Here is a 22,535-nt window from a genome sequence, read left to right on the forward strand (position 1 = left end):
ATCCGGGCCGACGGCGTCGTCCGGTCGAGCGTCGACGGGAACCGTCAGCCCGCATCGCCGCCGCCTCTCCGGCGACGGTCCACGAGCACCGGGCGGTCCGGCAGCGTCAGCGTCACCGCCGCACCGACCGCGAGCATGGTCATGGCGTGGGTCGGCACATCGGCCATCACGTCGCCGCCATGGGCCAGCCGCACGGTCAGCCGCGTCGTCGCGCCCAGGAACGCCGCCCCCAGGATCCGGGACGTGCCCTTCCCGTCCGCGGTGACCTCGACGGCCTCCGGCCTCACCAGGACATCGACCTCACCCGTACCACAGGTGACATCCGCGGTGCCGGGCAGCGTTCCGATGACCGGCAGCGTGCGGCCGAACACGTCCACGGTCCCGTCGACCGCTCCGGCCCGGGCCGGGATCCGGCTCATCACGCCCACGAATTCGGCAACGAACGCGGTCGCCGGACGTTCGTACAGCTCCGCCGGAGGCGCGCACTGCTCCAGCTTCCCGGCACACATGACCGCGACCCGGTCGGCCAGGGAGAGGGCCTCCTCCTGATCGTGTGTCACGAACAGCGTGGTGATGCCCAGTTTCTGCTGAAGGCGGCGGATCTCCGCACGCAGCGTCTGGCGCACCTGCGCGTCGAGCGCCGACAGCGGCTCGTCGAGCAGCAGAACGCGTGGGCGCAGTGCCAAAGCCCGCGCCAGGGCGATGCGCTGCTGCTGGCCTCCGGAAAGCTGATGCGGAAAACGGCCGGCGTGCTGCGGCAGTCCGACCAGCTCGAGGAGTTCGGCGGAGCGAGCCCGGCGCGCGGCTTTGCCGATGCCGCTCATCCGCAGCCCGAAGGCGACATTGTCGAGGGCGGTCAGGTGGGGAAAGAGGCTGTAGGACTGGAACACCATGCCCGCGTCGCGGCGGTGCGCGGGGACGCCCGTGATGTCCTCGCCGTCCACGAGCACCTTGCCCGAGTCGGGTCGTTCGAATCCGGCGAGGGTCCGCAGCGCGGTGGTCTTCCCGCAACCGGACGGGCCGAGCAGCGCCACGAGCTCGCCCGGCTCGACCGTCAGCTCCAGACCGTCCAGCGCAGTCGTGGTGCCGAAGGAACGATGCAGCCCGCGGAACTCGACGGTGGCGCCGGGGCGCGTCCGGCTGATGGTTTCGGGATCGGCCATCAGGTCGGTCATGAGGTCTCCTTGGGACGGCGAGTGCGTCCGACTGTGGCGGTGATCAGCAGCAGCACCCAGGTGATGAGCAGACCCATCACCGACACGGCCACCGACATCTGGGCCTGTGACCCGCTGATGGCGAGGATCCACACGGCGAAGGGCTGGTAGCCGAGGATCGCGGCGACGGTGTACTCACCGAGCACTAGCGCCAGTGTCAGGAACGCCGTGTTGAGCAGCGCTCCGCGCAGGTTGGGCAGAACGACATGCAGGAGGGTGCGGGGCCAGGGCGCCCCGCAGGCCCGGGCGGCCTCGACGAGCACCCGCAGGTCGATGGCTGCGAGCCCGGTGTCGAGCGTGCGGTACGCCAGCGGCAGCGCCATCAGCGTGTACGCGAGCACCAGGACGAGGGGGAATTGCGGATTCTGGAGTGCGACCAGGCCTTGGAAGAGCGGCGTGCCGAGGAAATGATCCGACCCCCAGCCGAGCACCGCGCTGAATCCCGCGACCAGGGCAACGGCAGGTACGACCAGTGGCAGAAGGCACACGGTCTCGACGAGTGTGCGCAGGCGTGGTGCGGCCAGCCGAATCGTGACCAGGGCGGGCACGAGCAGACCCAGAACGAGCACGATGGTGGCGGCGGCCAGCTTCAGGGTCAGAGCCAGACTGTCGGTGAAGCCACCGGTGCTGAGGATGCCGGTGTACGCCTCGAAGCCGATGTCCTGACCCGGGGCGCCAGCGCCGATGCTGAAGGCGACGGCGCATGCGAGCGGGACGAGGAAGTACGCACCAGTGAGCAAGAACACGGTGGCGCGCCCGTATCGGAGCGTGTTCAGGCCAGCCATCGCGCGCTCCTGCGCTGCAGCGGCAGCTGAATGGCCATGACGAGCCCCGCGACCAGCACCATGTCGACACCGAGCGCGAGCGCGATGTTGCCCTGACCGACCAGGACGTTCCCGGACAACGCGTCCGCGATCTGCATGGTGACCAGCGGTACCGAGCTGCCGACCATCGCTGCGGCGGTCGCGTAGGCGCTGAACGCGGTGCCGAACAGCAGCACATAGCCGCCGAGCAGCGATGGCATGAGGACCGGCAGCGCCACGTGCGTCCAGTACTGGAAGGCGTTCGCGCCGTTGTTGCGGGCGGCTTCCCGCCACTGCCGTCGCAGCCCCTCCAGAGCCGGGGTGAGCGTGAGCACCATGAGCGGCACCAGGAAGTAGAGGTAGACCAGGGTCAGACCCCAGAAGCCGTACAAGCTCCAGCCATGGCTGAGCAAGTTGAATCGGCTGGTAAGGACGCCTGCGTTGCCGAGCGTGGCCACGAACGCGAACGCGAGCGGCACACCGCCGAAGTTCGCCAGTACACCCGACCCCGCCAGGACCGCCTCGCGCAGGGCGCGGAATCGCGAGGTCACGACCACGTGCGCGATCGGCAGGCCGACGACGGTGGCGATCAATGCGGAGACGGCGGAGAGCTTGACACTGCCGAGCAACGCGGTCAGGTAGGGGCCGCGCAGCGAGGAACTCATGTTCGCGCCGGTGAGGCGGGCGCCTCCCGGAGCGGACTGCGGTGTCGTGAAGGCGCCGAAGAGCATCGTCCCGAGAACCAGGCCGAACACCACGGTGGTGAATACGATCAGCGGTACGGCACCGAGCCACCCCGTCGAGCGCGTCACGCGCCGTCGGGCGGACCCGAGGCCAGCCCTGTTGCCGAAGGAGCGGGTCCGGCTGCTGCCCCTGGCTGTCTGGACGGTGCTCATCCGGCGACTGCCTGGGACCAGCCCTGGACGACGGCCTGCTTGGCCTTGCTGATCTGCCCCTCGGTGGGGAAGGTGGCCGTGCCCTTGCCGGGTGTCTGCGGCAGTTCGGCGGCGAAGCCCGCGTCGAGAGTGCCGGACTTCTGCATCTCGGGCATCAGCACCGGCCGGGCATGACCCTTGAGCCACAGGTTCTGGCCCTCGGGGCTGTACAGGAATTCCTGCCACAGGCGGGCCGCGGCCGGGTGCGGTGCCCACTTCACGATCGCCTGCGAATAGTACTCGGCGTACACACCGTCGGACGGGATGCTCACCTTCCAGTCGACGCCCTTGGGGCGGAGGTCGTCCGCGTACCCGGTGTTGAGGTAGTCCCAGGTGATGCTGATCGGCGTCTCGCCCTTCTGGATGGTTGCAGGGCTCGACTCGACAGGGTTGAAGTTGCCGGCCTTCTTGAGGCGGGCGAAGAAGTCCAGGCCGGGCTTGATGTCGCCGAAGGAGCCCTTGCCGGCGAGTGCCGAGGCGTACACGGCGCCGAAGGCCGAGCTGGACTTCGTCGGGTTGCCCGTCAGCGCGATCTGACCCTTGTACTGCGGATCCATCAGCTCGGAGAACGTCTTCGGACACTTCTTGACGCGGGCCGCGTCACAACCGATGGAGACATAGCCGCCGAAGTCGTTGTACCAGCGAGCCTGCGCGTCCTTCTGCGCCTTCGGGATCTGGTCGAACGCGCTGACCCGGTACGGCGCCAACAGGTTCTGCCCGGCTGCGCTGGTGGCGAAGGCGCTGCCCACGTCGATGACGTCCGGGGACCGGTCCTGGCCCTTGCGGGAGGTCACCGCGTTGATCTCGTCCTGGCTGGAGGCGTCGGGGTTCTCGACCTCTACCTTGATTCCGTACTTCTTCTCGAAGGTGTCGATGATCTCGCCGTAGTTCGCCCAGTCACGGGGAAGGGCGATGGCGTTCAATTTGCCTTCCTTCTTCGCGGCAGCGACAAGGGCGTCCATGCCGCCGAAGTCCTCTGCCGAAGTGGCGGTCGCGGCCTTGCCGCCGCTGCCACTGGACTCATCTGTGCTGGCCAAGCCGCATGCGCTGAGCCCAAGCGCGGCCACGACGAAGGAACAGGCAAGGCCCGCAGAGCGAGCGCGGTGCAGTCTCACAGGGTTCTCCCGGTAAGAAGTGGAGTTGGCTGTACAACTTGGCTCATTACCTCGGGGGACCGTGTACGGGAGGTGAACGCCGATGTGCGGGCCGGGGAGCTTCTCCGGAAGAGAACGCGGATCACGCGACGAGAGCGTCCGGCCACTGGGTCGGACCCGGGGAGCAGATAGAGTCGAGCCGGAGCGTCGACGGGCGGCTGAGAGAAGGAGAACGACATGGCAGTCGCGGGAGGCGGCACCACCGAAGCCCGGTATCGACGGTTGGCAGCCAGCCTGGGGGAGGCCATCGCTGCCGGCACCTTCGGCTCGGACGGTCGGCTGCCCAGCGAGGAACAACTCGCCCAGCAGTACGGCGTGTCACGCGGCACCGTCCGTCAAGCGCTGGCGGTGCTGCGCGCCAACGGCCTGGTCACATCCCGGCGTGGCACGCGGCGGGTCGTGCTCGGCACCGCACGTACCCAGAGTTTCTTCGAACTGCTGAGCTTCACCCGCTGGGCACGCTCGCTCGGAGAAGAGCCGGGAGGCCGCACGATCGACATCAAAAGTTGTCCGGCCAACCCGTTGGAGTGCGAGCAACTCAGCCTCGAACCAGGGGCGCAGATCTACCGGGTATTGCGGCTGCGGACGCTCTCGCGTGTCCCGATCATGATCGAGCGGACCCTCTACCCCGAGCACATCGGCGCCGTGATCGCCCGCCTTGAGCCCCACGCGATTTCACACACCGAGCTGCTGACGGAGGAGGGAGTGGTGTTCGCGGACACGGAACACACCATTGACCTCGTCCACGCCGATGCCGACGACGTGCGCCTGCTCGGCTGCACCCCAGACTCACCGCTGATGCGAGAGCGGCGGCGGGCCACGGACCAGTCAGGCAGACCCTTGCTGTGGTCGGACGACCGCTTTCTGCCGGGCACGATTGCCTTCACAGTGCACAATTCCGTAGCGACAACGGCTCTGTTGCGCCGACGCGGCTGACTGATCGCGCCGCCGAGCAGCCTGGGTGTCGCGACCACGTGGACCGTCACGGCGAGCAACAGTCCTGCCTTCGGCCTGGGGGCTGCTCCGCTCCATCAGGTTCCGAACGCCCGCAGAACGGTGGGCACGCCGGTGTCCGGGCCCGAACCGGGATCGGTTCGGGCCCGGACGAGGGACGCCCCGTTTCTGGGTCGATATTGTTCGGAGCTGGGTAGATGGCGCCCTCGCCGGGAGATCTTCGACGCGATCGGATACGCGTCGATACCGGCTGTAAATGACGGGCTCTACCTGCCGATCTCCCGTCGTGAGGCGGGCAAAGGCCCGAGGGCCGCAGCCACGACAGTCGACTCGCAGTCAGTCAAGGCGGCCTCAACCATGGGGAGAGAATCCCGGGGAAACGACCCAGGGAAGAACATCAATGGCCGCAAACGCCATCTCGTGGCCGACATCCGCCGCTTGCCCCTGATGCTCGAGGTCACCCCGGCCGGCCTGCACAACTCCGCCGCGGTCAAGGAGATCCTCTCCCGGCTGCGGCTGATGTACCTTGAGATCACCTTTGTCTGGGCCGATGCTGCCGCCCGTCCGAAGGGCACCTCCAGATTCGTCTTGCTGCCGCGGCGCCGGGTCGTCGAGAGGCCGCTGGCCTGGATGATGAACACCGGTCGGGATACCCGGGACTACGAAGGAATCATTCAGCATGCAGATAGCTTGATCACCCGGGCGGCGATCACGCTGATGACTCGCCGCAACGCCCGGCTGGCATCATCTGGGCGAAGAAGCCGAGGTCAGGTGGCGCAAAGCCGTCTTACGGGCTGGTGCGTGATTGCATTGGAGACGCGGGGGCCTGAGCTGGGGGTTTGTGTCAGCCCGTGGTGTTGCGGTCGGGGACGAACCGGCGATGGCCTGGTAGGTGACGGGCAGGGTCTCCTGGCGGTGGGTCCAGCGGGCCAGTTGCTTCCAGCGTTTGTGATCGGCGAGGGCGTGTTCGACGGTGATGCGCTTCGAGGAGTGCCGGTGTCGGGCTCGTAGGCGGGCTTCGAGGACCTCGGGCGGGCTGATCTTGCTGCCCTTCCTGGGCGGGGTCACCGCCTGGCCGGGATGATCGCGGCGGAGCCCGAGGCAGCCGTCGTCCAGGACCGCTGCCCAGTACTCCGGGGAGAGGTCGGAACCGGTGAGCACCGTGGGGGCTGGTGTGGCCGGCAGAGCCGCTGACGGGGCTGTGGTGTACGCCGGGCACAGGGCGCCGATGACGTAGCGGTTGAGGGCGTCGTCGATCGGGCTCGGCTCGAAGCCGGTGCCGTCCGCGTCGATCCGTTGGTACTTCATCAGGTTCCAGGCCGCGGCCACCTGGCGCCTGCCGTCCGGACTGGTCAGCGCGATGGTGCCGGCACCGAACACCGCGCCGTCGTGGCCCCAGAAGCGGCCGCAGCCGGGGATGTCGACGGCGAACAGGCCGAGGCCATAGTTCACGCCGTCCACCGATTCCGTGCGCTGCATCTCCTTGAGTGCCGCCGGGCCGATCAGCCGGCCGGTCAGCAGGGCGCGGTAGAAGTGGTTCAGGTCGTCGGTGGTGGAGACGACTGCGCCTGCCGTGTAGGCCCAGGACATGTCGTAGACGCTGTAGTCGCGGGGTGGGTCGATCAGGCCGTGGAAGTTCTCGTACATCCGGGCGTGCGGGCCCTGGATGTCGGGGCTGCTCGGATAGGAGGTGTGGTGCAGTCCGGCGCGGTCGATGACGTGCCGAGTGATGTACGTTTCTGCGTTCTGGCCGGTGACCTTGGCGAGGAGCAGGCCGACGATGGCGTAGTTGGTGTTGGAGTAGTGGCCGGGCTGGGCCCCGGGCGTTCCGGTCGCCGGGGCCGTGAGCCCCAGACGGACCAGCTCCTGCGGGCTGATGAAGCGGAAACGCCCCTCGTCGAGGCTGGCCGTCGAGCCGTGCGTCAGGGACGGGAAGGCGCCGGTGACGTAGTCGCCGATGCCGCTGGTGTGGTTCAGCAACATCCGGACGGTGATCTGGCGGCCGCGCTGCCCGGGTATCAGGTCCGGCAGGTAGTCGCCGATGGGGGCGTCCAGGCGGATACGGCCGCGTTCGACCTGTTGGAGGACGGCGACCGCGGCGAAGGTCTTGCTGATGCTGCCCACTCGATGCCGCATCCCCGGCTTCACCGGGCGGCCCGTGTCCACGTCGGCGACCCCTGAGGCGCCGGTCCAACTCCGGTTGCCGTCACGGACGCTGGAGTAGACGCCGTACATGCCTGCCTCGTGGACGGCGAGCAGGGAGCTGCTGAGCGCTGCCGGATCCAGGGCCGCCCCGGGCGGGGACGACGGCGCGGACACGGCTGCCGCACTGGACCGGGCACCGGCCGAGGCCACGGGTGCGGCAGTGGTCAGTAACAGGGCGGTGGCGATGACGGTTCCGGTTAACCGGAGGATACGCAAGGGGATTCCCTTCCTTCGTGTCCGAATGAGAGGAGCCCACAGATGGGCGCCCGGCTTGCGGCGTCCGGCACGCACGCTCGCTGCGTTGAGGAAAGGTCCTGGCAGCTCCGCTACGAATACCTTCCAGCGCCTTGCGATCGCAGGCACCAGACGCCGCAAGCTGATCGAACTCCCACCTTGTGAGATCCTCTGAATCCAGGTCATTCTGATCGAGCACGTTCGTGATGGCGTCCTTCCTGGGGACGAGTCGTCGCCGGATCTCCTCCTTCGTCAAAGATGGCTCCGGCCCCTCAAGAAGACTCGACCGGGCCGAATCGGCGGCGGTGTATCCGGGCACGGCGTCCGAAGCGGTTCGGTCGGCACACGGGTGCTGCTCGTGCAGCAAGGCGGAGGAGTCCGTTCGGTGCCGGGCGGCTCGCAGCCGCTGCACTCGTGGACCGGCGGGTACGACGTCCTTGGCCCGCCGCAGAGCCCGTGGGGGGAGACGGGTGTGGGTAGAGATGACGGGGAAGGCGGACGTGCGCCCCCGCAGGCCGCCGCCTCCCTTGGCCTCAGAGGTCATCTCATGTCGTGAGTCTGCGGTAGCAGGCGAGGCCGGCGAAGGCGAGGAAGCACTCGGCCTCGCGCTCGTGGCGACGGTGCGAATGCGGTCGGTGCCGACGAGGTCGGCCTCGCCCCGGCCGGCAGGACCGCAGCGAATCCGGGCACCTGGAAGGCGATCTGGTGATCGGCTCGAACAACAGCCAGGTCGCCACATTGGTCGACCGGAAGTCGCGCTTCCTCACGGTCGTGAAACTCGCCAGCCGTCACACCACCGTGGTCGTTCCCGCTCTCGCCGAGGCCTACGCGCGGATGGACTCCCGACTACGCGGCACGCTGACCCGGGATCGCGGCATGGAACTGGCAGCCCACAAGCGTCTCAGTGCTGACACCGGTGTCGACGTGTTCTTCGCAGCACCGCGTAGCCCCTGGCAACGTGGCACCAACGAGAACACCAACAAGTTGCTCCGGACAGTACCTGCCCAAAGGGACAAACCTGTCGACCTTCAGCCAGGACGACTTTGACGCCATCGCGACGAAGCTCAACAACCGTCCGCGCAAGTGCCGGGGATTCCGAACACCAGCCGAGAGTGTTGCCTTGACCGGTTGAATCCAAGGTCGCTTTTTCAGGATCTCGATCGTCTGCTGCTGTTTGTGGTTCTCCTTGCGTAGCCGCTTGAGCTCCTCGCGCTCGGCGCTGGTCAGCTCACCGGGCTCGCCCTCGCCCCGGTCCGCCTTCGTCCGGCGGTACCAGCCGCGCAGGGACTCGGAACTGATGCCGAGTTTCCGGGCGACGGCGGTGACCGTCTTGCCCGAGGAATCGACGAGCGCGATCGCGTCGTGTACTTGCTTCCCACCTGGTGCTACTTCCTCAGGAACCTCAAGATCCCAGCCTCCAGGTGCCCACGATCAAGGGGAAGCTTCAGTCCGCGGACAGGTCCATGAGCTGCTCCATCTTACGTTGGGTGACCAGGTCGAGGCTCTGGTCGAGGTCGTCACCATAGGTACGCAGGGCCACCTTGAGGTGAGCGGTCATGGCGTCGCTCGCGGCCTTCGGGTCGCGGGCCATGATCGCGTCGAGGATCTCCCGGTGGTACGGCACGCCTTCGCGGGAGACCGACGGATCGCCCAGACTGCGGAGCATGAGCTCGAAGGTGAGCGTGGCGATCGAGCCGAACATGGCCTCGATCACCGGGTTGCGCGACGCCGCCGCGACCGCGGCGTGGAAGGCGACATCGGCTCTGGCTCGGGAGACCAGGTCGCGAGCCTCGTCGAAGCGCAGCAGCATCTCCTCTATGAGGCGCAGGTCCTCGGGGCCCGCGTGCTGGGCAGCGAGCGCCGCGGTCTCGCGCTCAAGCATCATCCGGGCGCTGATCACGTCACGCGAGGTCGGCTTGCGCTGCCGGTAAAGCGTGTCGAGCGGGCGGACTGCGTCGGTGATCCGCACGTCGCGGACGAAGCTGCCCCGCCCCGGGACGACCTCGATGATGCCCTGCTGCTCCAGCCCCCGGAGCACCTCCCTGATCATCGGGCGGCTCACGCCGAACCGCTGGGAGAGCACTCGTTCCGACTCCAGCTTCGATCCGGCCGGGTGTTGCCCGGACAGGAGTTCCAGCTCGAGTCGCCTGGCCACGGCCTCCTTGGTCGGGGGGCGTCTGTCGCGCGCGGAGGTGTCTTCGCTTGCTATCATCCCTGCCACGCTACCTTCAAGATCGAGGGGCCGAGGCCCTTCGGTAAAATCGATCATTCCTGGTTGAACAACGAACAGCCACCGTCGGCCAGAAGCGTCGTACCGGTGATGTAGTCGGAGTCCGGCGAACACAGGAAGGCCGCCGCCTTGGCCACTTGCTGCGCGGTCTGCGGCGTCCTGAGGGGGATCGCCGTGCTCGCCCGCGCGGCGTAGGCCGGCTCGTTCTCGAACTGCCACTTGGCCAAGCCCGCGGCCACGATCCCGGGTGCGAGAGCGTTGACCAGGATACCGTGCGGCGCCAGCTCCTTGGCCATCGAACGGGCCAGCATCGCCACCCCCGCCTTGGACGCGCTGTAGGACGCGATCTCCGGCCAGGGGACCGTGCCCACCCAGGAGCCGGTCAAGACGATGCGGCCCCCACCGCCCTGGGTGACCATGTGCCGGGCGGCGGCCTGGGCGGTGTGGAAAGTGCCGGTGAGGTTGATGTCCAGGTGGCGTTCCCACTGCTCGGCGGTGATCTCCAGGAAGGGGGCGGACTCGACGATGCCCGCGTTGGCGATCGCGATATCCAGCCTGCCGAGTTGCTCCAGCGCCGCGTCCAGAGCCGGCCGATCCCGCACGTCGGCTCGTATGTAGCTCACCTCGCCGTATGCGGAGGCCGTAGTGATCCACTCCTGCGCCTGGTCCGGGGACTTGACGTCGAGCAGCGTGACATGGGCGCCCCGGCGGGTCAGCTCGGCGGCCATGGCGGCGCCGATGTCGCCGGCACCGCCCGTGACCAGTGCGTTTCTTCCCTCCAGGTCCGACATGGAGACCTCCTCAGATGTGGTTAGGCCGGTAAGACCAGACACACCATACCTGCGCGGCTCCACTGCCGATGTCTGAGCGTCCGTTGCCGATTCGAGATGTGCGAAAGGGTTGACGAATCACCCTTCGAGGCGGAATCTCACTTGGCATGACTGGTCTTACCAGTCATGCCACTCAGAGGTTCGGAAGGGAGAGAGCATGCCACTGTTCGAGGCCGTAGGCGTACGCAAACGCTTCGGCGGGGTCGAGGCCCTCCGCGGCGTCGACTTCAGCGTCGAACCCGGCGAGGTGGTCGGCCTCATGGGCGACAACGGCGCCGGCAAGTCGACGCTGATGAAGGTGATCTGCGGTGCGTACCGGCCCGACGAAGGAGAGATTCGGATGGCCGGCCGCCCGCAGGTCTTCCGCAGCCCTCGTGACGCCGCGGCCTGCGGCATCGCGGTCGTCTACCAGAACCTCGGCCTGGCCGACCAGCGGAGCGTCGCCGCCAACGTGTTCCTCGGGCAGGAGCCGCGCAGGTTCGGGCTGGTAGACACCCGCAGGATGCGGGCCGAGGCGCGAGAAGTGCTCACCACCTTGCGCATCCGCATTCCGTCCGTACGGATGCCAGTGGCCGGGCTGTCCGGAGGGCAGCGCCAGTGCATCGCCATCGCCAGAGCCGTGCACCAGGGCGGTGAGCTCGTACTGCTGGACGAGCCGACCGCGGCGCTCGGACCCGAGCAGCAGCAGAACGTGCTCTCGCTGATCCGTGACCTGCGGGAACAGGGCAAGGCCGTCGTCGTCGTCTCGCACAACGTCGACCACGTCCTGGAGGTCGCCGACCGGGTCGTGGTGATGCGCGGCGGTTTGGTGTCGGGCATGCGCGATGTCGCGGCCACCACGGCGGCCGAGGTCGTCGGACTCATCCTCGGCAACGCGCCGGCGGCTGCGCACGACGGTGCCCCTCACACCTCCGGAGAACTCGCATGACCATCCAACAGCAGATCGCGGTCGCCTACCGGGTGGACGACTCCGGTGGAAGCCTGGCAAGCAGGTTGCTCGGCGCCAGGGAGTTCGGCGTGCTGGCCGCGACCGTGGTGATCTTTTTGGTCTGCGCCGTGGGAGCCGACGGCTTCCTCGCTGCCGACAACCTGCTGTCCGTCGCCCAGCAGATCGCCATCCTCGGCATCGTCGCCACCGGCATGACCTTCCTGATCGTCGTCGGCGAGATCGACCTGTCAGTGGGGTCGCTGCACGGACTCCTAGCGGTGGAACTGGCCTGGCTGGTGACGAAGGTGGGCGTGCCCGTCGGGACCGCGGCCCCGCTGGCCGTCCTCACCGGTGTGGCGATCGGTGTGATCAACGGCCTCATCACCACCCGGTTCAAGATTCCCTCGTTCGTGGTCACGCTGGCCGCGTTGGCGGCACTGCGCGGCGCCGCACTGCTGCTGTCCGAAGGCGTGCCGATCCGTGGCTCGCGCAACGAGGCGTTCACCCATCTGTTCGCGGGCAGCCCGCTGCCCAACCTCGCCGCGCAGACGCTGTGGATGGCCGCCGTGGTTGCCGTCGGAGCCTTCGTCATGGCCAGGACCAAGTTCGGCTACGACGTCTACAGCGTGGGCGGCAACCAGTCCGCCGCAGCCGGGGCGGGCATCGCCAGCGACCGGGTCAAGGTCATGTGCTTCGCCCTCACCGGAGGGCTGACCGGCCTGGCCTCGGTCATCCTGGTCGGCTGGCTGGGCAGTGCCAACCCCCTCACTGGCAACGGCTTCGAGCTCAGCGTCATCGCCGCGGTCGTCGTGGGCGGCGCCGGTTTGGCCGGCGGTACGGGCAGCGTCCTTGGCACCTTCCTCGGCGCGGTGATCACCGGTGTGATCACCAACGCGCTCGTCCTCTTCGGCGTGGACGGCAACTGGCAGCAGGTCGCCACCGGCCTGCTGATCCTGGGGGCAGTCATGCTCAACCAGCTCGTCGCCAAGCGTTCGGCACACGGCCTGAACACCTGACCACCATTCAGACAGGAGAGAGAGCATGGCAACGAACAGCTCGATGTCGCGCAGGAACCTGCTGCTCAGCGGCTCCCTGGCCTCCGCCGGCATGCTGCTCGCCGCGTGCAGCAGCGAGAAGGAACCATCCGCCGCCAACTCGTCCAGAGGCCGCGCCGCCGACGGCCCGCAGAAGGGCAGGAAGGTGATCTTTGTCGTGCACGACAAGAACCCCTTCTTCGCCCCGGTGCAGCGCGGCTTCGAGGACTTCGGCGCGACCATGGGATGGGAGACCCAGTTCATCGGCCCGCCCGCGCCGGACACCCAGAAGACCGTCGAACTCCAAGCCAGCGCGCTGAGTGCCAAGCCCGATGGTGTGATCTTCACCCGGATCGACGAGACCTCCTTCGACGCCAACATCAAGCGGGCGACCTCCTCCGGGGTGAAGGTGATTCTGTCCAACGTGGCCAGCGACGGCTACGAGAAGCTCGGCGTCGGCTTCGTCGGCCAGAACTTCGTCAACGCCGGTGACGCGTGCGGCCGCGAGATCGCCAGGTGCGCCAAGAAGCGCACCGGCAAGTCCGACGGCGTCATCGTGTGTGGCAACTTCGCGCCCGGCAGCACCGCCCTCGAACAGCGCATCCAGGGGATCAAGCAGGGGGTCGAGGCGTACAACAAGGAAAACAGCACCTCCTTCACCACCGAGGTCCTCATCACCAGCACCGACGAGTCCAAGGCCGTCGCCGCCATCGACGCCAAGTACGCCTCGAAGAAGGACAAGATCGTCGGCTGGGCGATGGCGGCCTTCGACCACCAGTACGTGGCCACCTGGGCGAAGAGCAAGAACCTCGTCGGCAAGTTCGCCGTCGGAGGCTTCGACCTGATCCAGCCGGTCCTGGACGGGATCAAGGACAAGTCGATCGATTTCTCCCTGGGGCAGAACCCGTACGCGCAGGGCTGGATCGCCGCGGCCCTGCTCGCCGAGGAGTTCGACCCCGGCTACCCGGCCAGGACGTATGACACCGGCGCGGAGGTCGTCAACGCCGCCAATGTCGACGCGGTCGCCGCACGTGAGGCCCTTTTCGCCTGACCTGTACGCCTGCGCGTCCCATGTCCCTTGTCCCCCGCAGTTCAGTAACTTTCGGAAGATCTGGATGAAGATCACTGCTCTTGAGACAATTCGTCCGTCCATCCAGCCCAACCTGCTGTTCGTCCGTCTGCACACCGATGCCGGACCGGTCGGCCTGGGCGAGGCGTTCTTCGGCGCCCGTACGGTGGAGGCCTACCTGCACGAAAGCGTCGCTCCTGTCCTGGTCGGGATGACCGATCCCACGCCGGAGCGGGCCGCGCGAGCGCTGGCCACCTACGTCGGATTCCAGGGGGCGGGGGCCGAGACGCGCGGCAACGGTGCGATCGACATCGCCCTGTGGGATCTGCTGGGGCATGCCTCGGGCCTGCCCCTGGTCGACCTCCTAGGCGGAGCCGTACATGACGGGATCGGTATCTACAACACGTGCGCCGGACCCGGTTACGTCGGCACGTCCACCCGGCAGGAGTCCGGCAACTGGGGGGTGAGAGCCGCCGAGCGCTACGAGGACCTGCACGCCTTCCTCAACGAACCCGCACGGCTGGCCCGCGAGTTGTGGGACGAGGGCATCCGGGGCATGAAGATCTGGCCCTTCGACACCGCCGCCGAGCGGACCGGCGGCACCGACATCTCCCGGGCCGAGCTGGACCGGGCTCTCTCGACGGTCGCCGCGGTCCGCGACGAGGTCGGCCTGGACATGAAACTGATGATCGAGCTGCACGGCCTGTGGAACAGGCCCGCTGCCGAAAAGATCATCTCGGCACTCGCACCGTACCGGCCGTACTGGGTGGAGGACCCGCTGCGCTCCGACGCGGCCGACGCGTTCGGCAAACTGGCCAAGATCGACGGCGTGCCGATCGCCACGGGAGAGACCTGTGTGGGACGGCGCGGCTTCAAGCCGCTGCTCGACTCCGGCGGCGTCGACATCCTGACCCTGGACGTCCAATGGACCGGCGGGCTGACCGAGGCGCGCAAGGTCGCCTCGCTGGCCGACGCCTACGGCGTGCCCGTCGCCCCGCACGACTGCACCGGCCCGGCCACCCTGGCCAGCTGCGTGCACTTTGCGTGCAGCCAGCCGAACGGGCTCATTCAGGAGACGGTCAGGGCGTTCCTGCATACCTGGTACGACGAACTGGTCACCGGCCTGCCGCAGATCCAGGACGGGCAGGTGCGGCCGGGCCGGGCTCCCGGGCACGGGGTCACCCTGCGCGAAGGGGTCGCCGAGCGGGACGACGTGGAACGGCGGGTGTCCCGGCTGTGAGAGCGGCCCGCTGGCACGCGCGCCGGGACGTGCGCGTGGAGGAGATGCCGACCCCAGTTCCGGCGGCCGGGGAGGTGCTGGTCCGCGTCGAGCTGTGCGGAATCTGCGGCACCGATGTGGAGGAGTACCGGGAGGGACCGCTCGCCATCGACGTGGAGAGGCCCCACCCGCTGACCGGCACCCAGGCGCCGTTGACGCTCGGACACGAGGTGGTCGGCGTCATCGCCGGGCACGGTCCGGGAACCGACGCGAGTCGGCTGCCCGTCGGCACCCGGGTCATCCCCGATGTCGTGCTCGGCTGCGGCATGTGCTGGTGGTGCCGCAGGCACCAGGAGGGGGTCTGCGCGCAGCAGGCGGTACGCGGCCTCAACCTCGACGGAGGGCTGGCCGAGTACATGGTCGCCGTCGCGGCCACCTGCGTCCCCGTTCCCGACCACGTCCCGCCGCGGATGGCGGTGCTCGCCGAGCCCGCCGCCGTCGCGGTACGCGCGCTGCGCAAGGCCGGTGACGTGACCGGCGGCACCGCGCTGGTGCTCGGCGCGGGCGCCATCGGACTGCTGCTGGCCCGGGTGGCGGTGGCCGCCGGGATCCAGGTCGTGACGAGCGAGACCGCCGATTTCCGCCGGGAGGCGGCTCGCCATGCCGGAGCTGTGGCGGTCCGGCCGGAGGAGACAGCCGCCGCGATCGACCGTCTGACCGAGGGCAGGGGGGCGGACGTGGTGTTCGAGTGCACCGGCCTGCCCTCCCTGCTGCCGGAAGCGATCCGGCACTGCCGGGCCCGGGGCACCGTGGTGATCGTCGGGTTCTCCGGCCGCGATGCCGCGGTGCCCCTCGCCGACGTGGTGCTCAAGGAGAAGCACCTGGTCGGTACGGCGGCGCACCTGTGGGACGAGGATGTCACCGCCGGGGTACGGCTGCTCGCGTCCGGGGTGATCGACCCGGCCCTCGTACCGGTGCGCGTGGCGTCGCTGGACGAGGTGCCCGCGCTGCTCGCCGTACCCGATCAGGGTGTCGTGAAGGTCGCGATCGATCCGCGCGGCCAGGAGGAGGTCTGATGGTCAACGAACTCGACGGCGAACTCGTGCTGCGGAGCAACGCGGACGTGGGGGAGGGGCCGACCTGGGACGCGGCCCGGCGGAGGCTCGTCTGGGTGGACGTCACCGGATGCTCGGTCCACATGTTCGACCCCGTCGGCGGCGTGGACCAGGCCGTGGACGTGGGCGCGCACGTCGGCGCCGCGGTGCCTGCGGGCGACGACGGCCTGATCCTCGCGGTACGCGACGGGCTGGCGATGCTGTCGCCCGCAGGCGACGTCCGCATGGTCGCCGAGGTGGAGGCCGACCGTCCGGGCAACCGGATGAACGACGCCAAGTGCGACCCGTCCGGGCGGCTCTGGGCGGGCACCATGCCGTACGAGGCCGAACCCGGCGCCGCCGCCCTCTACCGCTATGACGGCAGGAGCGTCGCTCGCGTCCTGACCGGGGTCACGCTGTCCAACGGTCTGGGATGGAGCCCCGACGGGACCGTGATGTATCACATCGACAGCGGAACCCAGCGGGTCGACGCCTACGACTTCGACCCCGCGACGGGCGAGCCGCGTTCGCATCGCGTGGTCGTGACCATCGACCCCACCGAGGGGATGCCGGACGGCATGACGGTCGACGACGACGGCTGCCTGTGGGTGGCACTGTGGGGCGGCGGAACGGTCCGCCGCTACACCCCCGACGGCGTCCTGGACCGGATCGTCCGCCTCCCTGTCACCCAGGTGACCAGCTGCGCTTTCGGCGGCCCCGGCGGTGACGTCTTGTACGTGACCTCCGCCGCCCACCGGCTCACCCCCGGTGAGCTGGCCGCCCAGCCGCTGGCCGGGTCGATCTTCGCCGTCGAACCCGCAACCACCGGCCGTCCCGCCACCCCATTCCATGGAGCTGACCAATGACACATATCGTGCGCTACGCGAGAGACGGCGAGATCCGGGCGGGGGTGCGGGCGGACGACGGCCTGGTCCATCCGCTGCCGCTGCCGCTGGCCGAGCTGTTGCACCTGAGCCTGACCGACCTGCGTGAACTCGTCGAGCGGTCCCTGACCGAGCCCTCGGACGGCCCGGCCGAGCCGCTCGCGCCGGTCGAGGGCCGGATGGAGGTATGGGCTGCCGGCGTCACCTACCGCCGTTCCCGCCAGGCGCGGATGGCCGAGAGCGCCGCCGCCGCGGATGTCTATGAGCGGGTGTACGACGCGCCACGGCCCGAGCTGTTCTTCAAGTCCGCCGCCTGGCGGGTAGTTGGCGACGGCGGCACGGTCGCGGTGCGGGCTGACTCCACGATCGACGTGCCCGAGCCTGAGCTGGCCCTGGTGCTCAACACGCATGGCAAGATCGTCGGGTACACGATCTGTGACGACATGAGCTCACGCACCATCGAGGGCGAGAACCCGCTGTACCTTCCCCAGGCCAAGATCTATCTCGGTGGCTGCGCGGTCGGCCCGGCCATCCGCCCGGTGTGGGAGGTCGCCGACCCCTACGCGCTGCCGATCCGCATGACGATCCGTCGCGACGGCGCAGTCACCTGGTCCGGTGAGACCGACACCGGGCAGCTGAACCGGCGGCTTGACGACCTGGCCGGATACCTGTTCGCCGCCGACGTCTTCCCGGACGGCGCCGTGCTGGCGACCGGCACCTGCCTGGTGCCGGACCTTCCCTTCACGCTCGCCGAAGGAGACGTCGTGGAGATCGAGATCGGCGAGATCGGAACCCTGACCAACGGCGTGGTCCGCGGCCTGGCGCCCATGCTGGAGTCCCTGGAAGGAACGCTGCGATGAACCACGCCACGCCGGACGTTGTCTCCGTCGACCCGCGCACCGGCGAGGTCGTTGAGGTGGTCGGCGCCGAGTCCACGCCAGCCGAGGTGGCGGCGCGCTGCGCGGCCGCCGATTCTGCCGTATCGGCGCTGGCCGCCTTGGGCGTCGCGGGCCGGGCGGCGCTGCTGCGCGACATGGCCGCCGAGCTGGAGAAGGACGGCGAGTCGATCCTCGCGCTCGCCGACCGGGAGAGTGCGCTGGGCTTGCCCCGGCTCACCGGGGAGCTCGCCCGCACCTGTGCCCAGCTCAGGTTCCTCGCCGACGTCGTCACCGAGGGAAGCCACCTCGGGGTCGTCATCGACCACCCCGAGGTGGCGGCCGTACCACCGCGCCCGGACCTGCGGCGGATGATGGTCCCGCGTGGCCCGGTCGCCGTCTTCGGCGCCAGCAACTTCCCGCTCGCCTTCAGCGTTCCGGGAGGCGACACCGCCTCTGCGCTGGCAGCCGGCTGCCCCGTCGTGGTGAAGGCGCATCCGGCCCACCCGGTGACCTCGCTGGCGACGTATGGCGCGCTGCGTAGGGCCGCCGCCCGCGCCGGGGTTCCAGACGCGGTGAGCCTGGTGCACGGGCAGGCCGCCGGAGTGGCGCTGGTCACCGACCCGTACGTCACGGCCGTCGCCTTCACCGGCTCGGTGCGCGGTGGGCGGGCGCTGTTCGACCTGGCCGCCGCCCGCCCGAAGCCCATCCCGTTCTTCGGAGAGCTCGGCAGCGTCAACCCACTGGTCGTCACCCCGGCCGGGGCCGCGGAACGCGGTGCGTCGATCGCCGAAGGGCTGCTGGGCTCCTTCACGCTCGGGATGGGCCAGTTCTGCACCAAACCGGGACTCGCCTTCGTACCGGCCGGCGAGCACGGGACGGCGCTGCAGGAGGCGCTCGCCGCACGCGGTGCCGACGCGCCGGCCGGCACACTGCTCACCAGGAACATCCTGGCGGCATACGCCGAAGGCGTGCGGGAGCTCGCCGCGCAGCCGGGTGTCCAGGTACTGGCCGGAGCCGAGGAGCCGCGCGACCTCGACGGCAGGGCGGTGCCCACCGTGCTGAGGGTGCCTGGCGCGATGTTCAGCGAGGCGCTGACCGAGGAATGCTTCGGCCCGGTGACCGTGCTGGTGGAGTACACCACGGAGGAGGAACTCCTCGCCCTGCTCGGCCGTCTCCCCGGCAGCCTCACCGCGACGCTGCAGATGGGAGAGGGGGAGGAGGATCTCCCGCGTCGTGTGATCGACGTTGTCACCCGGCGCACCGGGCGGGTGGTGTGCGACGGATACCCGACCGGGGTCGCGGTGAGCTGGGCGATGAACCATTCAGGACCGTACCCGGCGGCCACCGACTCCGCACACACCTCGGTCGGCGCCTCCGCCATCCAGCGATTCCTACGCCCGATCGCCTACCAGGACACCCCGCAACGGCTGCTCCCGCCCGAGCTGCGCGACGACAATTCGCTCGGTGTTCCCCGCCGCGTGGACGGAGTCCTCGCCGTGAAGGGGACGGACACCGCCGGCGCCGAGGTCCCCCTGCCCTGACCCTGTTACGCGCCCGGCGGCCGGGTTCTGCGTCCGGCCGCCGACCTGGTCCGGGAGTCGCACACGCAGCGAGCCCGGCCGCCTGAGGCGAGCAGGTCCAGGTCCAAGGCCACTCCGCTGGTGCCGGTCAGGCGGCGCTGGTCGTGCAGGGCTGGCCATCCGTGAGGTGGCGGGCGGCTGGGGCAACCAAATGTGGCGCCTCGGGGACGAGTTGGCCGTGCGCATGCAGCGCATGGACCCCACCCCGGAGCTCCAGCTCAACGAGCGGCGGTGGCTGCCCGTGCTGGCCCCGCGCCTGCCGCTCCCGGTGCCGACCCCGGTGCGGCTCGGCGAACCGTCCGAGCGCTTCCCCAAGCACTGGACCGTGATGACGTGGGTTCCCGGTGAGCCGCTGGACCACGGCTCGATCAGCCGCGGCGCCCACGCGGCCGACACGCTGGCGGGCTTCCTCCGGGCGCTCCATGTGGAAGCGCCCGCCGAGGCGCCGATCGCTACGGACCGCGGTGCCCATCCCAGGAACTGCACGGACGGCTTCGAGAACTTCTTCCAGGCCGTCGCCCCCGACGACATCGCTGCCGACGTCCGGGCCGTCTGGGACGACGCGGTTGCGGCCCAGGCGTGGGAGGGTCCGCCGGTGTGGGTGCATGGCGACCTCCATCCCGCGAACGTCGTCGTCTCGGACGGAACGCTCTCGGGCATCGTCGACTTCGGTAGCATGTGCGCCGGCGATCCGGCGTGGGACCTCGCCGCCGCATGGGTGCTGCTACCTGAGGGGCGGCAATGTGACTGAGCACTTCACTTGGCGAGTTGAGCACCTCGCTCGGAAGGCATGGCCGGGAGTGGCCGCCAATCGGCGGGGATGTCGCGCATGACCAGAGCGCAGTCCAGGGTTGCGCTCCCCGGCGGGAAGCGGTCCGGGTCCTCGAAGAAGGACGATGCGGCGGAGCGAATCCGGCCGGCTTCCACGCGCCAGGCGTCGGTCCGCAGTTCCATGCCGTCCAGGTGACGGCCGGAGCTGGTGGCCGAGAAGCCCTTCGCCCCTTCTTGGAAGAAGCGGGAAGCCTCGGCAAGATCGGCGAAGAGCTCGCTGCCTCGCAGCTCGTCGGACAGCTCGACGGTGACATCCACTCGGGTGTCGCCATCCCATGTCGCCAGTGCGACGCGCATCTCATCGGGCGTCTCATGCACCTCGAAGTCGGCGCGGCCGTGTTCACCGGGGAAAATGCGGCCTCCGGCCCAGGCGTTGAGCCGCGAGGCGGTGTCACGCCGTGGGATGTAGACACCGGTCTCGACGCCGTCCGGTCCGTCCCATTCAACGGCGATCCGGTGTGCCGCGTTCTCGCTCCGCAGTCCAAACACCTTCGGCGCCCAGGCGGGCCGGACCCTTCCCAGGCGCAGCACGCAGATGCCCGCGACCGCGTAGCCGTGCACCAGTTGCGGGCGCAGTGGTCCGGGGAGCAGGCGTGCCGCGACATCCGGGGCGACTCGGTAGTTCACCAGTAGCCGTCGTTCAACGACGCTGGCCAGTCGTGGCTGTCTCATGACCCCTCACTCTGCGCCCCGGGGCGCCATTTGGTGTGGCGGAGCACGATCTGCTCGGGGCAGACCGCGCTGAGGAACCGGCCGATACACGTTGCAAGGCGGTCCTCGGCCAGCGCGTAGAAGATCCGGTTGCCTTCCCGACGCTCGGTGACCAGACCGGCCCCCTTGAGTACTCCGAGATGTCGCGAGATGGAGGGCGCGCTGATCGCGAACCTAGCGGCGATCTCCCCGGCCGCAAGCTCACCGCCTCTGAGGTCCTCGAGAATCTGGCGCCTCGTCGGATCAGCGAGAGCACGGAAGGCTCCCGCCTCGTCCTGAGCTTCTGTCATACCCAATACTTAGCACTTTAGCTAAGTACCTAACAAGGGGTCCCGCACCCTCCGTCGGCAGCCGGTCTGACCGCTTCGGCTCAGCCCGCCAACTGGACCACGGGGGCTGTCCACTCCGGCAGTCGAGCGGATCGTCCAGGCCCGCAGCATGCCCCCTCCCCACCGATGGACTCCGGGAAAGAAGCAGGAGGAACCGGCGCAGGACGTGCAGGCGCAGGAGTTGCTGCGCCGATTGCTCTACGCCCGCCGGGTCGAGTCCACAGACCCGGCGGAGTCGGTGTGCATCGAGATCGCCCGCAACTCCAGAATCGGCTGGACGCTGCCCTGCGCAGCGCCTCCCTCTGGATGGAGAAGAAAGCCGAGGCCCGCCGGACGTTGTTCTCTCGCCTGAACCAGGCTGTGGCCGATCAGCAGACCGCGGAGGTCAGAGCGCTTCTTCTGGAAGCCAAAACAGCTACCAAGGCCGACCGGACCGAGGAGGAGGAAACGGCGGTCCGCGCGGCCACCGACTACCTGGCCGCCGCTGTGCCGGCCGCGACCAAGCGCCTGGACGCCCTCCTTGAGGACATCAGCCGTATCCCCGCGAACACAGACCCACGACTCCTGAAGCCCAAAGTCCAGCAACTGTTTGAAGAAGCCTCCGCGATCGGCAAGCTCGGGGAGCACCGGCAGGCCCGGCTCGAACTGTGGAGTGAACGTCTCCTCTACATGCCCTTCCCGCCCCGGACACCCACGCCGCTCAAGGCACGAGAGAGCGCGTCACCGCACGAGGTGGCCGGCCGTGGGTACTGGACCACGAGACCATGCCCGTGTTGCAAGGCGGACCGCGGCCAGAAATGCGTTATCAACGACGGGAGCCGCGCCGGTCAGGTACGGCAAGTGCCGCATGCGGATCGGTTGCGGCCCATTATTGAGGAGCTGAAAGAACAGCAGGAGAATCAGCGGGGTGAGATCCGGACCGTGTGGCAGGTGTACGACGTGACCTGCCCGGTCTGCAGGCAGGAAGCCGGGACCTGGTGCCTCACGCCTGGCAGACCACACCAACCGCGCTCCAAACCGGCCGCGGAATTCACCCGTCGGCAAGAGCTCCGGCGCTGACCCAGGGCGACGCAGGCCACAGGCCGCCTGGACGAGGCCGCGGAGAAGCGTTGGTGCCCCCGCGAGATCGACCCCGGCCTGCAGTGCTCCCGAGCCACCACCTGGCCACCTGGGAGATGCAGCCGCGCAAGGATCGAATTCGGCCTCGTGCTCCTTGACGGCACTGTGCCCCCTGTCCCGTCTCGCGGGTGCAGGGGGCGCAGTGTGGGTGGTGCGGGGTGTGTCTCAGGTCCGGGGCCGGTGCTCGTGGCCGGCTGCCACGAGCCACCGGGTCAAGGGTCAGGCCGGTCAGGAGGTGCGACGCCGGCGCTTGGTGAGGGCCAGGGTTGCGCCCACGAGCAGCAGGCCGGCGGCCACGAC

General features: G+C 69.0%; 18 protein-coding genes and 5 pseudogenes. 13 read left to right on the plus strand and 10 right to left on the minus strand.

Going from position 1 to position 22,535, the window contains the following annotated elements:
• Nucleotides 1-44: 44 nt before the first annotated feature.
• From ACIHCL_RS32385 to ACIHCL_RS32400, 4 genes are read right to left on the minus strand one after another with little or no spacing between them, the layout of a single operon-like run.
• Entirely contained in the window at nucleotides 45-1,175 is a 1,131-nt protein-coding gene (locus tag ACIHCL_RS32385; protein WP_399867624.1) for an ABC transporter ATP-binding protein, read from the minus strand.
• Nucleotides 1,172-1,999 (minus strand): ABC transporter permease, encoded by an 828-nt coding sequence (locus tag ACIHCL_RS32390; RefSeq protein ID WP_399867625.1) that lies wholly within the window; start codon nucleotides 1,997-1,999, stop codon nucleotides 1,172-1,174. The genes ACIHCL_RS32385 and ACIHCL_RS32390 overlap by 4 nt, the downstream gene beginning before the upstream one ends.
• On the minus strand, nucleotides 1,987-2,913 hold the full coding sequence (locus ACIHCL_RS32395; RefSeq protein WP_399867626.1) for an ABC transporter permease: 927 nt from the start codon (nucleotides 2,911-2,913) through the stop codon (nucleotides 1,987-1,989). Before ACIHCL_RS32395 ends, ACIHCL_RS32390 begins: the two co-directional genes overlap by 13 nt.
• Nucleotides 2,910-4,067 (minus strand): ABC transporter substrate-binding protein, encoded by a 1,158-nt coding sequence (locus ACIHCL_RS32400; RefSeq protein WP_399867628.1) that lies wholly within the window; start codon nucleotides 4,065-4,067, stop codon nucleotides 2,910-2,912. The genes ACIHCL_RS32395 and ACIHCL_RS32400 overlap by 4 nt, the downstream gene beginning before the upstream one ends.
• Nucleotides 4,068-4,283: 216 nt before the next feature.
• Between ACIHCL_RS32400 and ACIHCL_RS32405 the strand changes: the two genes are divergently transcribed.
• Nucleotides 4,284-5,042 carry a GntR family transcriptional regulator gene (locus ACIHCL_RS32405; protein ID WP_399867629.1) on the plus strand — a complete coding sequence of 253 codons (759 nt, stop codon included), beginning with the start codon at nucleotides 4,284-4,286 and terminating at the stop codon, nucleotides 5,040-5,042.
• A 222-nt stretch (nucleotides 5,043-5,264) separates the two neighbouring features.
• Nucleotides 5,265-5,813: pseudogene (locus ACIHCL_RS32410) on the plus strand (transposase); the annotation flags it as partial.
• A gap of 390 nt (nucleotides 5,814-6,203) precedes the next feature.
• Here ACIHCL_RS32410 and ACIHCL_RS32415 read toward each other — a convergent pair.
• Nucleotides 6,204-7,481 (minus strand): annotated as a pseudogene (locus ACIHCL_RS32415) (serine hydrolase domain-containing protein); the annotation flags it as partial.
• A 618-nt stretch (nucleotides 7,482-8,099) separates the two neighbouring features.
• Here ACIHCL_RS32415 and ACIHCL_RS32420 point away from each other — a divergent pair.
• Nucleotides 8,100-8,546, plus strand: a pseudogene (locus ACIHCL_RS32420) (IS30 family transposase); the annotation flags it as partial.
• A gap of 144 nt (nucleotides 8,547-8,690) precedes the next feature.
• Here the strand turns inward: ACIHCL_RS32420 and ACIHCL_RS32425 are convergent.
• From ACIHCL_RS32425 to ACIHCL_RS32435, 3 genes and pseudogenes are all read right to left on the minus strand, one after another.
• Nucleotides 8,691-8,858, minus strand: a pseudogene (locus tag ACIHCL_RS32425) (transposase); the annotation flags it as partial.
• Between the two features lie 85 nt (nucleotides 8,859-8,943).
• On the minus strand, nucleotides 8,944-9,654 hold the full coding sequence (locus ACIHCL_RS32430) for a FadR/GntR family transcriptional regulator (RefSeq protein ID WP_399867630.1): 711 nt from the start codon (nucleotides 9,652-9,654) through the stop codon (nucleotides 8,944-8,946).
• A 110-nt stretch (nucleotides 9,655-9,764) separates the two neighbouring features.
• The gene (locus tag ACIHCL_RS32435) at nucleotides 9,765-10,520 is read right to left on the minus strand and encodes an SDR family NAD(P)-dependent oxidoreductase (protein WP_399867631.1); all 756 of its coding nucleotides are present in this window, start codon (nucleotides 10,518-10,520) and stop codon (nucleotides 9,765-9,767) included.
• Nucleotides 10,521-10,716: 196 nt separating this feature from the next.
• Between ACIHCL_RS32435 and ACIHCL_RS32440 the strand changes: the two genes are divergently transcribed.
• From ACIHCL_RS32440 to ACIHCL_RS32480, 9 genes and pseudogenes are all read left to right on the plus strand, one after another.
• Nucleotides 10,717-11,487 (plus strand): ATP-binding cassette domain-containing protein, encoded by a 771-nt coding sequence (locus ACIHCL_RS32440; protein WP_399867633.1) that lies wholly within the window; start codon nucleotides 10,717-10,719, stop codon nucleotides 11,485-11,487.
• Nucleotides 11,484-12,503, plus strand: coding sequence for an ABC transporter permease (locus tag ACIHCL_RS32445; RefSeq protein WP_399867635.1), 1,020 nt, complete (start codon nucleotides 11,484-11,486; stop codon nucleotides 12,501-12,503). Before ACIHCL_RS32440 ends, ACIHCL_RS32445 begins: the two co-directional genes overlap by 4 nt.
• 25 nt (nucleotides 12,504-12,528) lie before the next feature.
• Nucleotides 12,529-13,572 (plus strand): substrate-binding domain-containing protein, encoded by a 1,044-nt coding sequence (locus tag ACIHCL_RS32450; RefSeq protein WP_399867637.1) that lies wholly within the window; start codon nucleotides 12,529-12,531, stop codon nucleotides 13,570-13,572.
• Between the two features lie 64 nt (nucleotides 13,573-13,636).
• Entirely contained in the window at nucleotides 13,637-14,830 is a 1,194-nt protein-coding gene (locus tag ACIHCL_RS32455; protein ID WP_399867639.1) for a mandelate racemase/muconate lactonizing enzyme family protein, read from the plus strand.
• A 44-nt stretch (nucleotides 14,831-14,874) separates the two neighbouring features.
• Nucleotides 14,875-15,885 (plus strand): zinc-binding dehydrogenase, encoded by a 1,011-nt coding sequence (locus ACIHCL_RS32460; protein WP_399867641.1) that lies wholly within the window; start codon nucleotides 14,875-14,877, stop codon nucleotides 15,883-15,885.
• Nucleotides 15,885-16,769 carry an SMP-30/gluconolactonase/LRE family protein gene (locus ACIHCL_RS32465; protein WP_399867643.1) on the plus strand — a complete coding sequence of 295 codons (885 nt, stop codon included), beginning with the start codon at nucleotides 15,885-15,887 and terminating at the stop codon, nucleotides 16,767-16,769. Before ACIHCL_RS32460 ends, ACIHCL_RS32465 begins: the two co-directional genes overlap by 1 nt.
• A complete protein-coding gene (locus ACIHCL_RS32470; RefSeq protein ID WP_399867645.1) occupies nucleotides 16,766-17,647 on the plus strand; it encodes a fumarylacetoacetate hydrolase family protein in 882 nt (293 codons plus the stop codon). Before ACIHCL_RS32465 ends, ACIHCL_RS32470 begins: the two co-directional genes overlap by 4 nt.
• A complete protein-coding gene (locus tag ACIHCL_RS32475) occupies nucleotides 17,644-19,206 on the plus strand; it encodes an aldehyde dehydrogenase (NADP(+)) (RefSeq protein WP_399867647.1) in 1,563 nt (520 codons plus the stop codon). Before ACIHCL_RS32470 ends, ACIHCL_RS32475 begins: the two co-directional genes overlap by 4 nt.
• A gap of 145 nt (nucleotides 19,207-19,351) precedes the next feature.
• Nucleotides 19,352-19,981, plus strand: a pseudogene (locus ACIHCL_RS32480) (aminoglycoside phosphotransferase family protein); the annotation flags it as partial.
• Nucleotides 19,982-20,001: 20 nt separating this feature from the next.
• On the opposite strand, the gene ACIHCL_RS32485 reads toward ACIHCL_RS32480, so the two are convergent.
• Together ACIHCL_RS32485 and ACIHCL_RS32490 are read right to left on the minus strand one after the other, a co-directional pair.
• Nucleotides 20,002-20,748, minus strand: a complete 747-nt coding sequence (locus ACIHCL_RS32485; RefSeq protein ID WP_399867649.1) for a DUF2071 domain-containing protein — start codon at nucleotides 20,746-20,748, stop codon at nucleotides 20,002-20,004.
• Nucleotides 20,745-21,077, minus strand: a complete 333-nt coding sequence (locus ACIHCL_RS32490; protein ID WP_399867651.1) for a metalloregulator ArsR/SmtB family transcription factor — start codon at nucleotides 21,075-21,077, stop codon at nucleotides 20,745-20,747. The genes ACIHCL_RS32485 and ACIHCL_RS32490 overlap by 4 nt, the downstream gene beginning before the upstream one ends.
• Nucleotides 21,078-21,422: 345 nt before the next feature.
• Here ACIHCL_RS32490 and ACIHCL_RS32495 point away from each other — a divergent pair, with 345 nt between their 5' ends.
• Nucleotides 21,423-22,175 (plus strand): hypothetical protein, encoded by a 753-nt coding sequence (locus ACIHCL_RS32495; RefSeq protein WP_399867653.1) that lies wholly within the window; start codon nucleotides 21,423-21,425, stop codon nucleotides 22,173-22,175.
• Nucleotides 22,176-22,535: the final 360 nt, after the last annotated feature.

The sequence above is a fragment of the Streptomyces sp. NPDC052042 genome (assembly GCF_044548345.1).
Lineage (GTDB): Bacteria > Actinomycetota > Actinomycetes > Streptomycetales > Streptomycetaceae > Streptomyces.

What these genes read in the sequence shown, in the direction of transcription:
- ACIHCL_RS32450 (WP_399867637.1), top strand. Translation starts at nt 12,529, where the DNA reads ATGGCAACGAACAGCTCGATGTCGCGCAGGAACCTGCTGCTCAGCGGC.
- ACIHCL_RS32465 (WP_399867643.1), top strand. Translation starts at nt 15,885, where the DNA reads ATGGTCAACGAACTCGACGGCGAACTCGTGCTGCGGAGCAACGCGGAC.
- ACIHCL_RS32475 (WP_399867647.1), top strand. Translation starts at nt 17,644, where the DNA reads ATGAACCACGCCACGCCGGACGTTGTCTCCGTCGACCCGCGCACCGGC.
- ACIHCL_RS32460 (WP_399867641.1), top strand. Translation starts at nt 14,875, where the DNA reads ATGCCGACCCCAGTTCCGGCGGCCGGGGAGGTGCTGGTCCGCGTCGAG.
- ACIHCL_RS32435 (WP_399867631.1), bottom strand. Translation starts at nt 10,520, where the DNA reads ATGTCGGACCTGGAGGGAAGAAACGCACTGGTCACGGGCGGTGCCGGC.
- ACIHCL_RS32485 (WP_399867649.1), bottom strand. Translation starts at nt 20,748, where the DNA reads ATGAGACAGCCACGACTGGCCAGCGTCGTTGAACGACGGCTACTGGTG.
- ACIHCL_RS32495 (WP_399867653.1), top strand. Translation starts at nt 21,423, where the DNA reads ATGGAGAAGAAAGCCGAGGCCCGCCGGACGTTGTTCTCTCGCCTGAAC.
- ACIHCL_RS32405 (WP_399867629.1), top strand. Translation starts at nt 4,284, where the DNA reads ATGGCAGTCGCGGGAGGCGGCACCACCGAAGCCCGGTATCGACGGTTG.
- ACIHCL_RS32395 (WP_399867626.1), bottom strand. Translation starts at nt 2,913, where the DNA reads ATGAGCACCGTCCAGACAGCCAGGGGCAGCAGCCGGACCCGCTCCTTC.
- ACIHCL_RS32490 (WP_399867651.1), bottom strand. Translation starts at nt 21,077, where the DNA reads ATGACAGAAGCTCAGGACGAGGCGGGAGCCTTCCGTGCTCTCGCTGAT.
- ACIHCL_RS32385 (WP_399867624.1), bottom strand. Translation starts at nt 1,175, where the DNA reads ATGACCGACCTGATGGCCGATCCCGAAACCATCAGCCGGACGCGCCCC.
- ACIHCL_RS32470 (WP_399867645.1), top strand. Translation starts at nt 16,766, where the DNA reads ATGACACATATCGTGCGCTACGCGAGAGACGGCGAGATCCGGGCGGGG.
- ACIHCL_RS32445 (WP_399867635.1), top strand. Translation starts at nt 11,484, where the DNA reads ATGACCATCCAACAGCAGATCGCGGTCGCCTACCGGGTGGACGACTCC.
- ACIHCL_RS32440 (WP_399867633.1), top strand. Translation starts at nt 10,717, where the DNA reads ATGCCACTGTTCGAGGCCGTAGGCGTACGCAAACGCTTCGGCGGGGTC.
- ACIHCL_RS32455 (WP_399867639.1), top strand. Translation starts at nt 13,637, where the DNA reads ATGAAGATCACTGCTCTTGAGACAATTCGTCCGTCCATCCAGCCCAAC.
- ACIHCL_RS32390 (WP_399867625.1), bottom strand. Translation starts at nt 1,999, where the DNA reads ATGGCTGGCCTGAACACGCTCCGATACGGGCGCGCCACCGTGTTCTTG.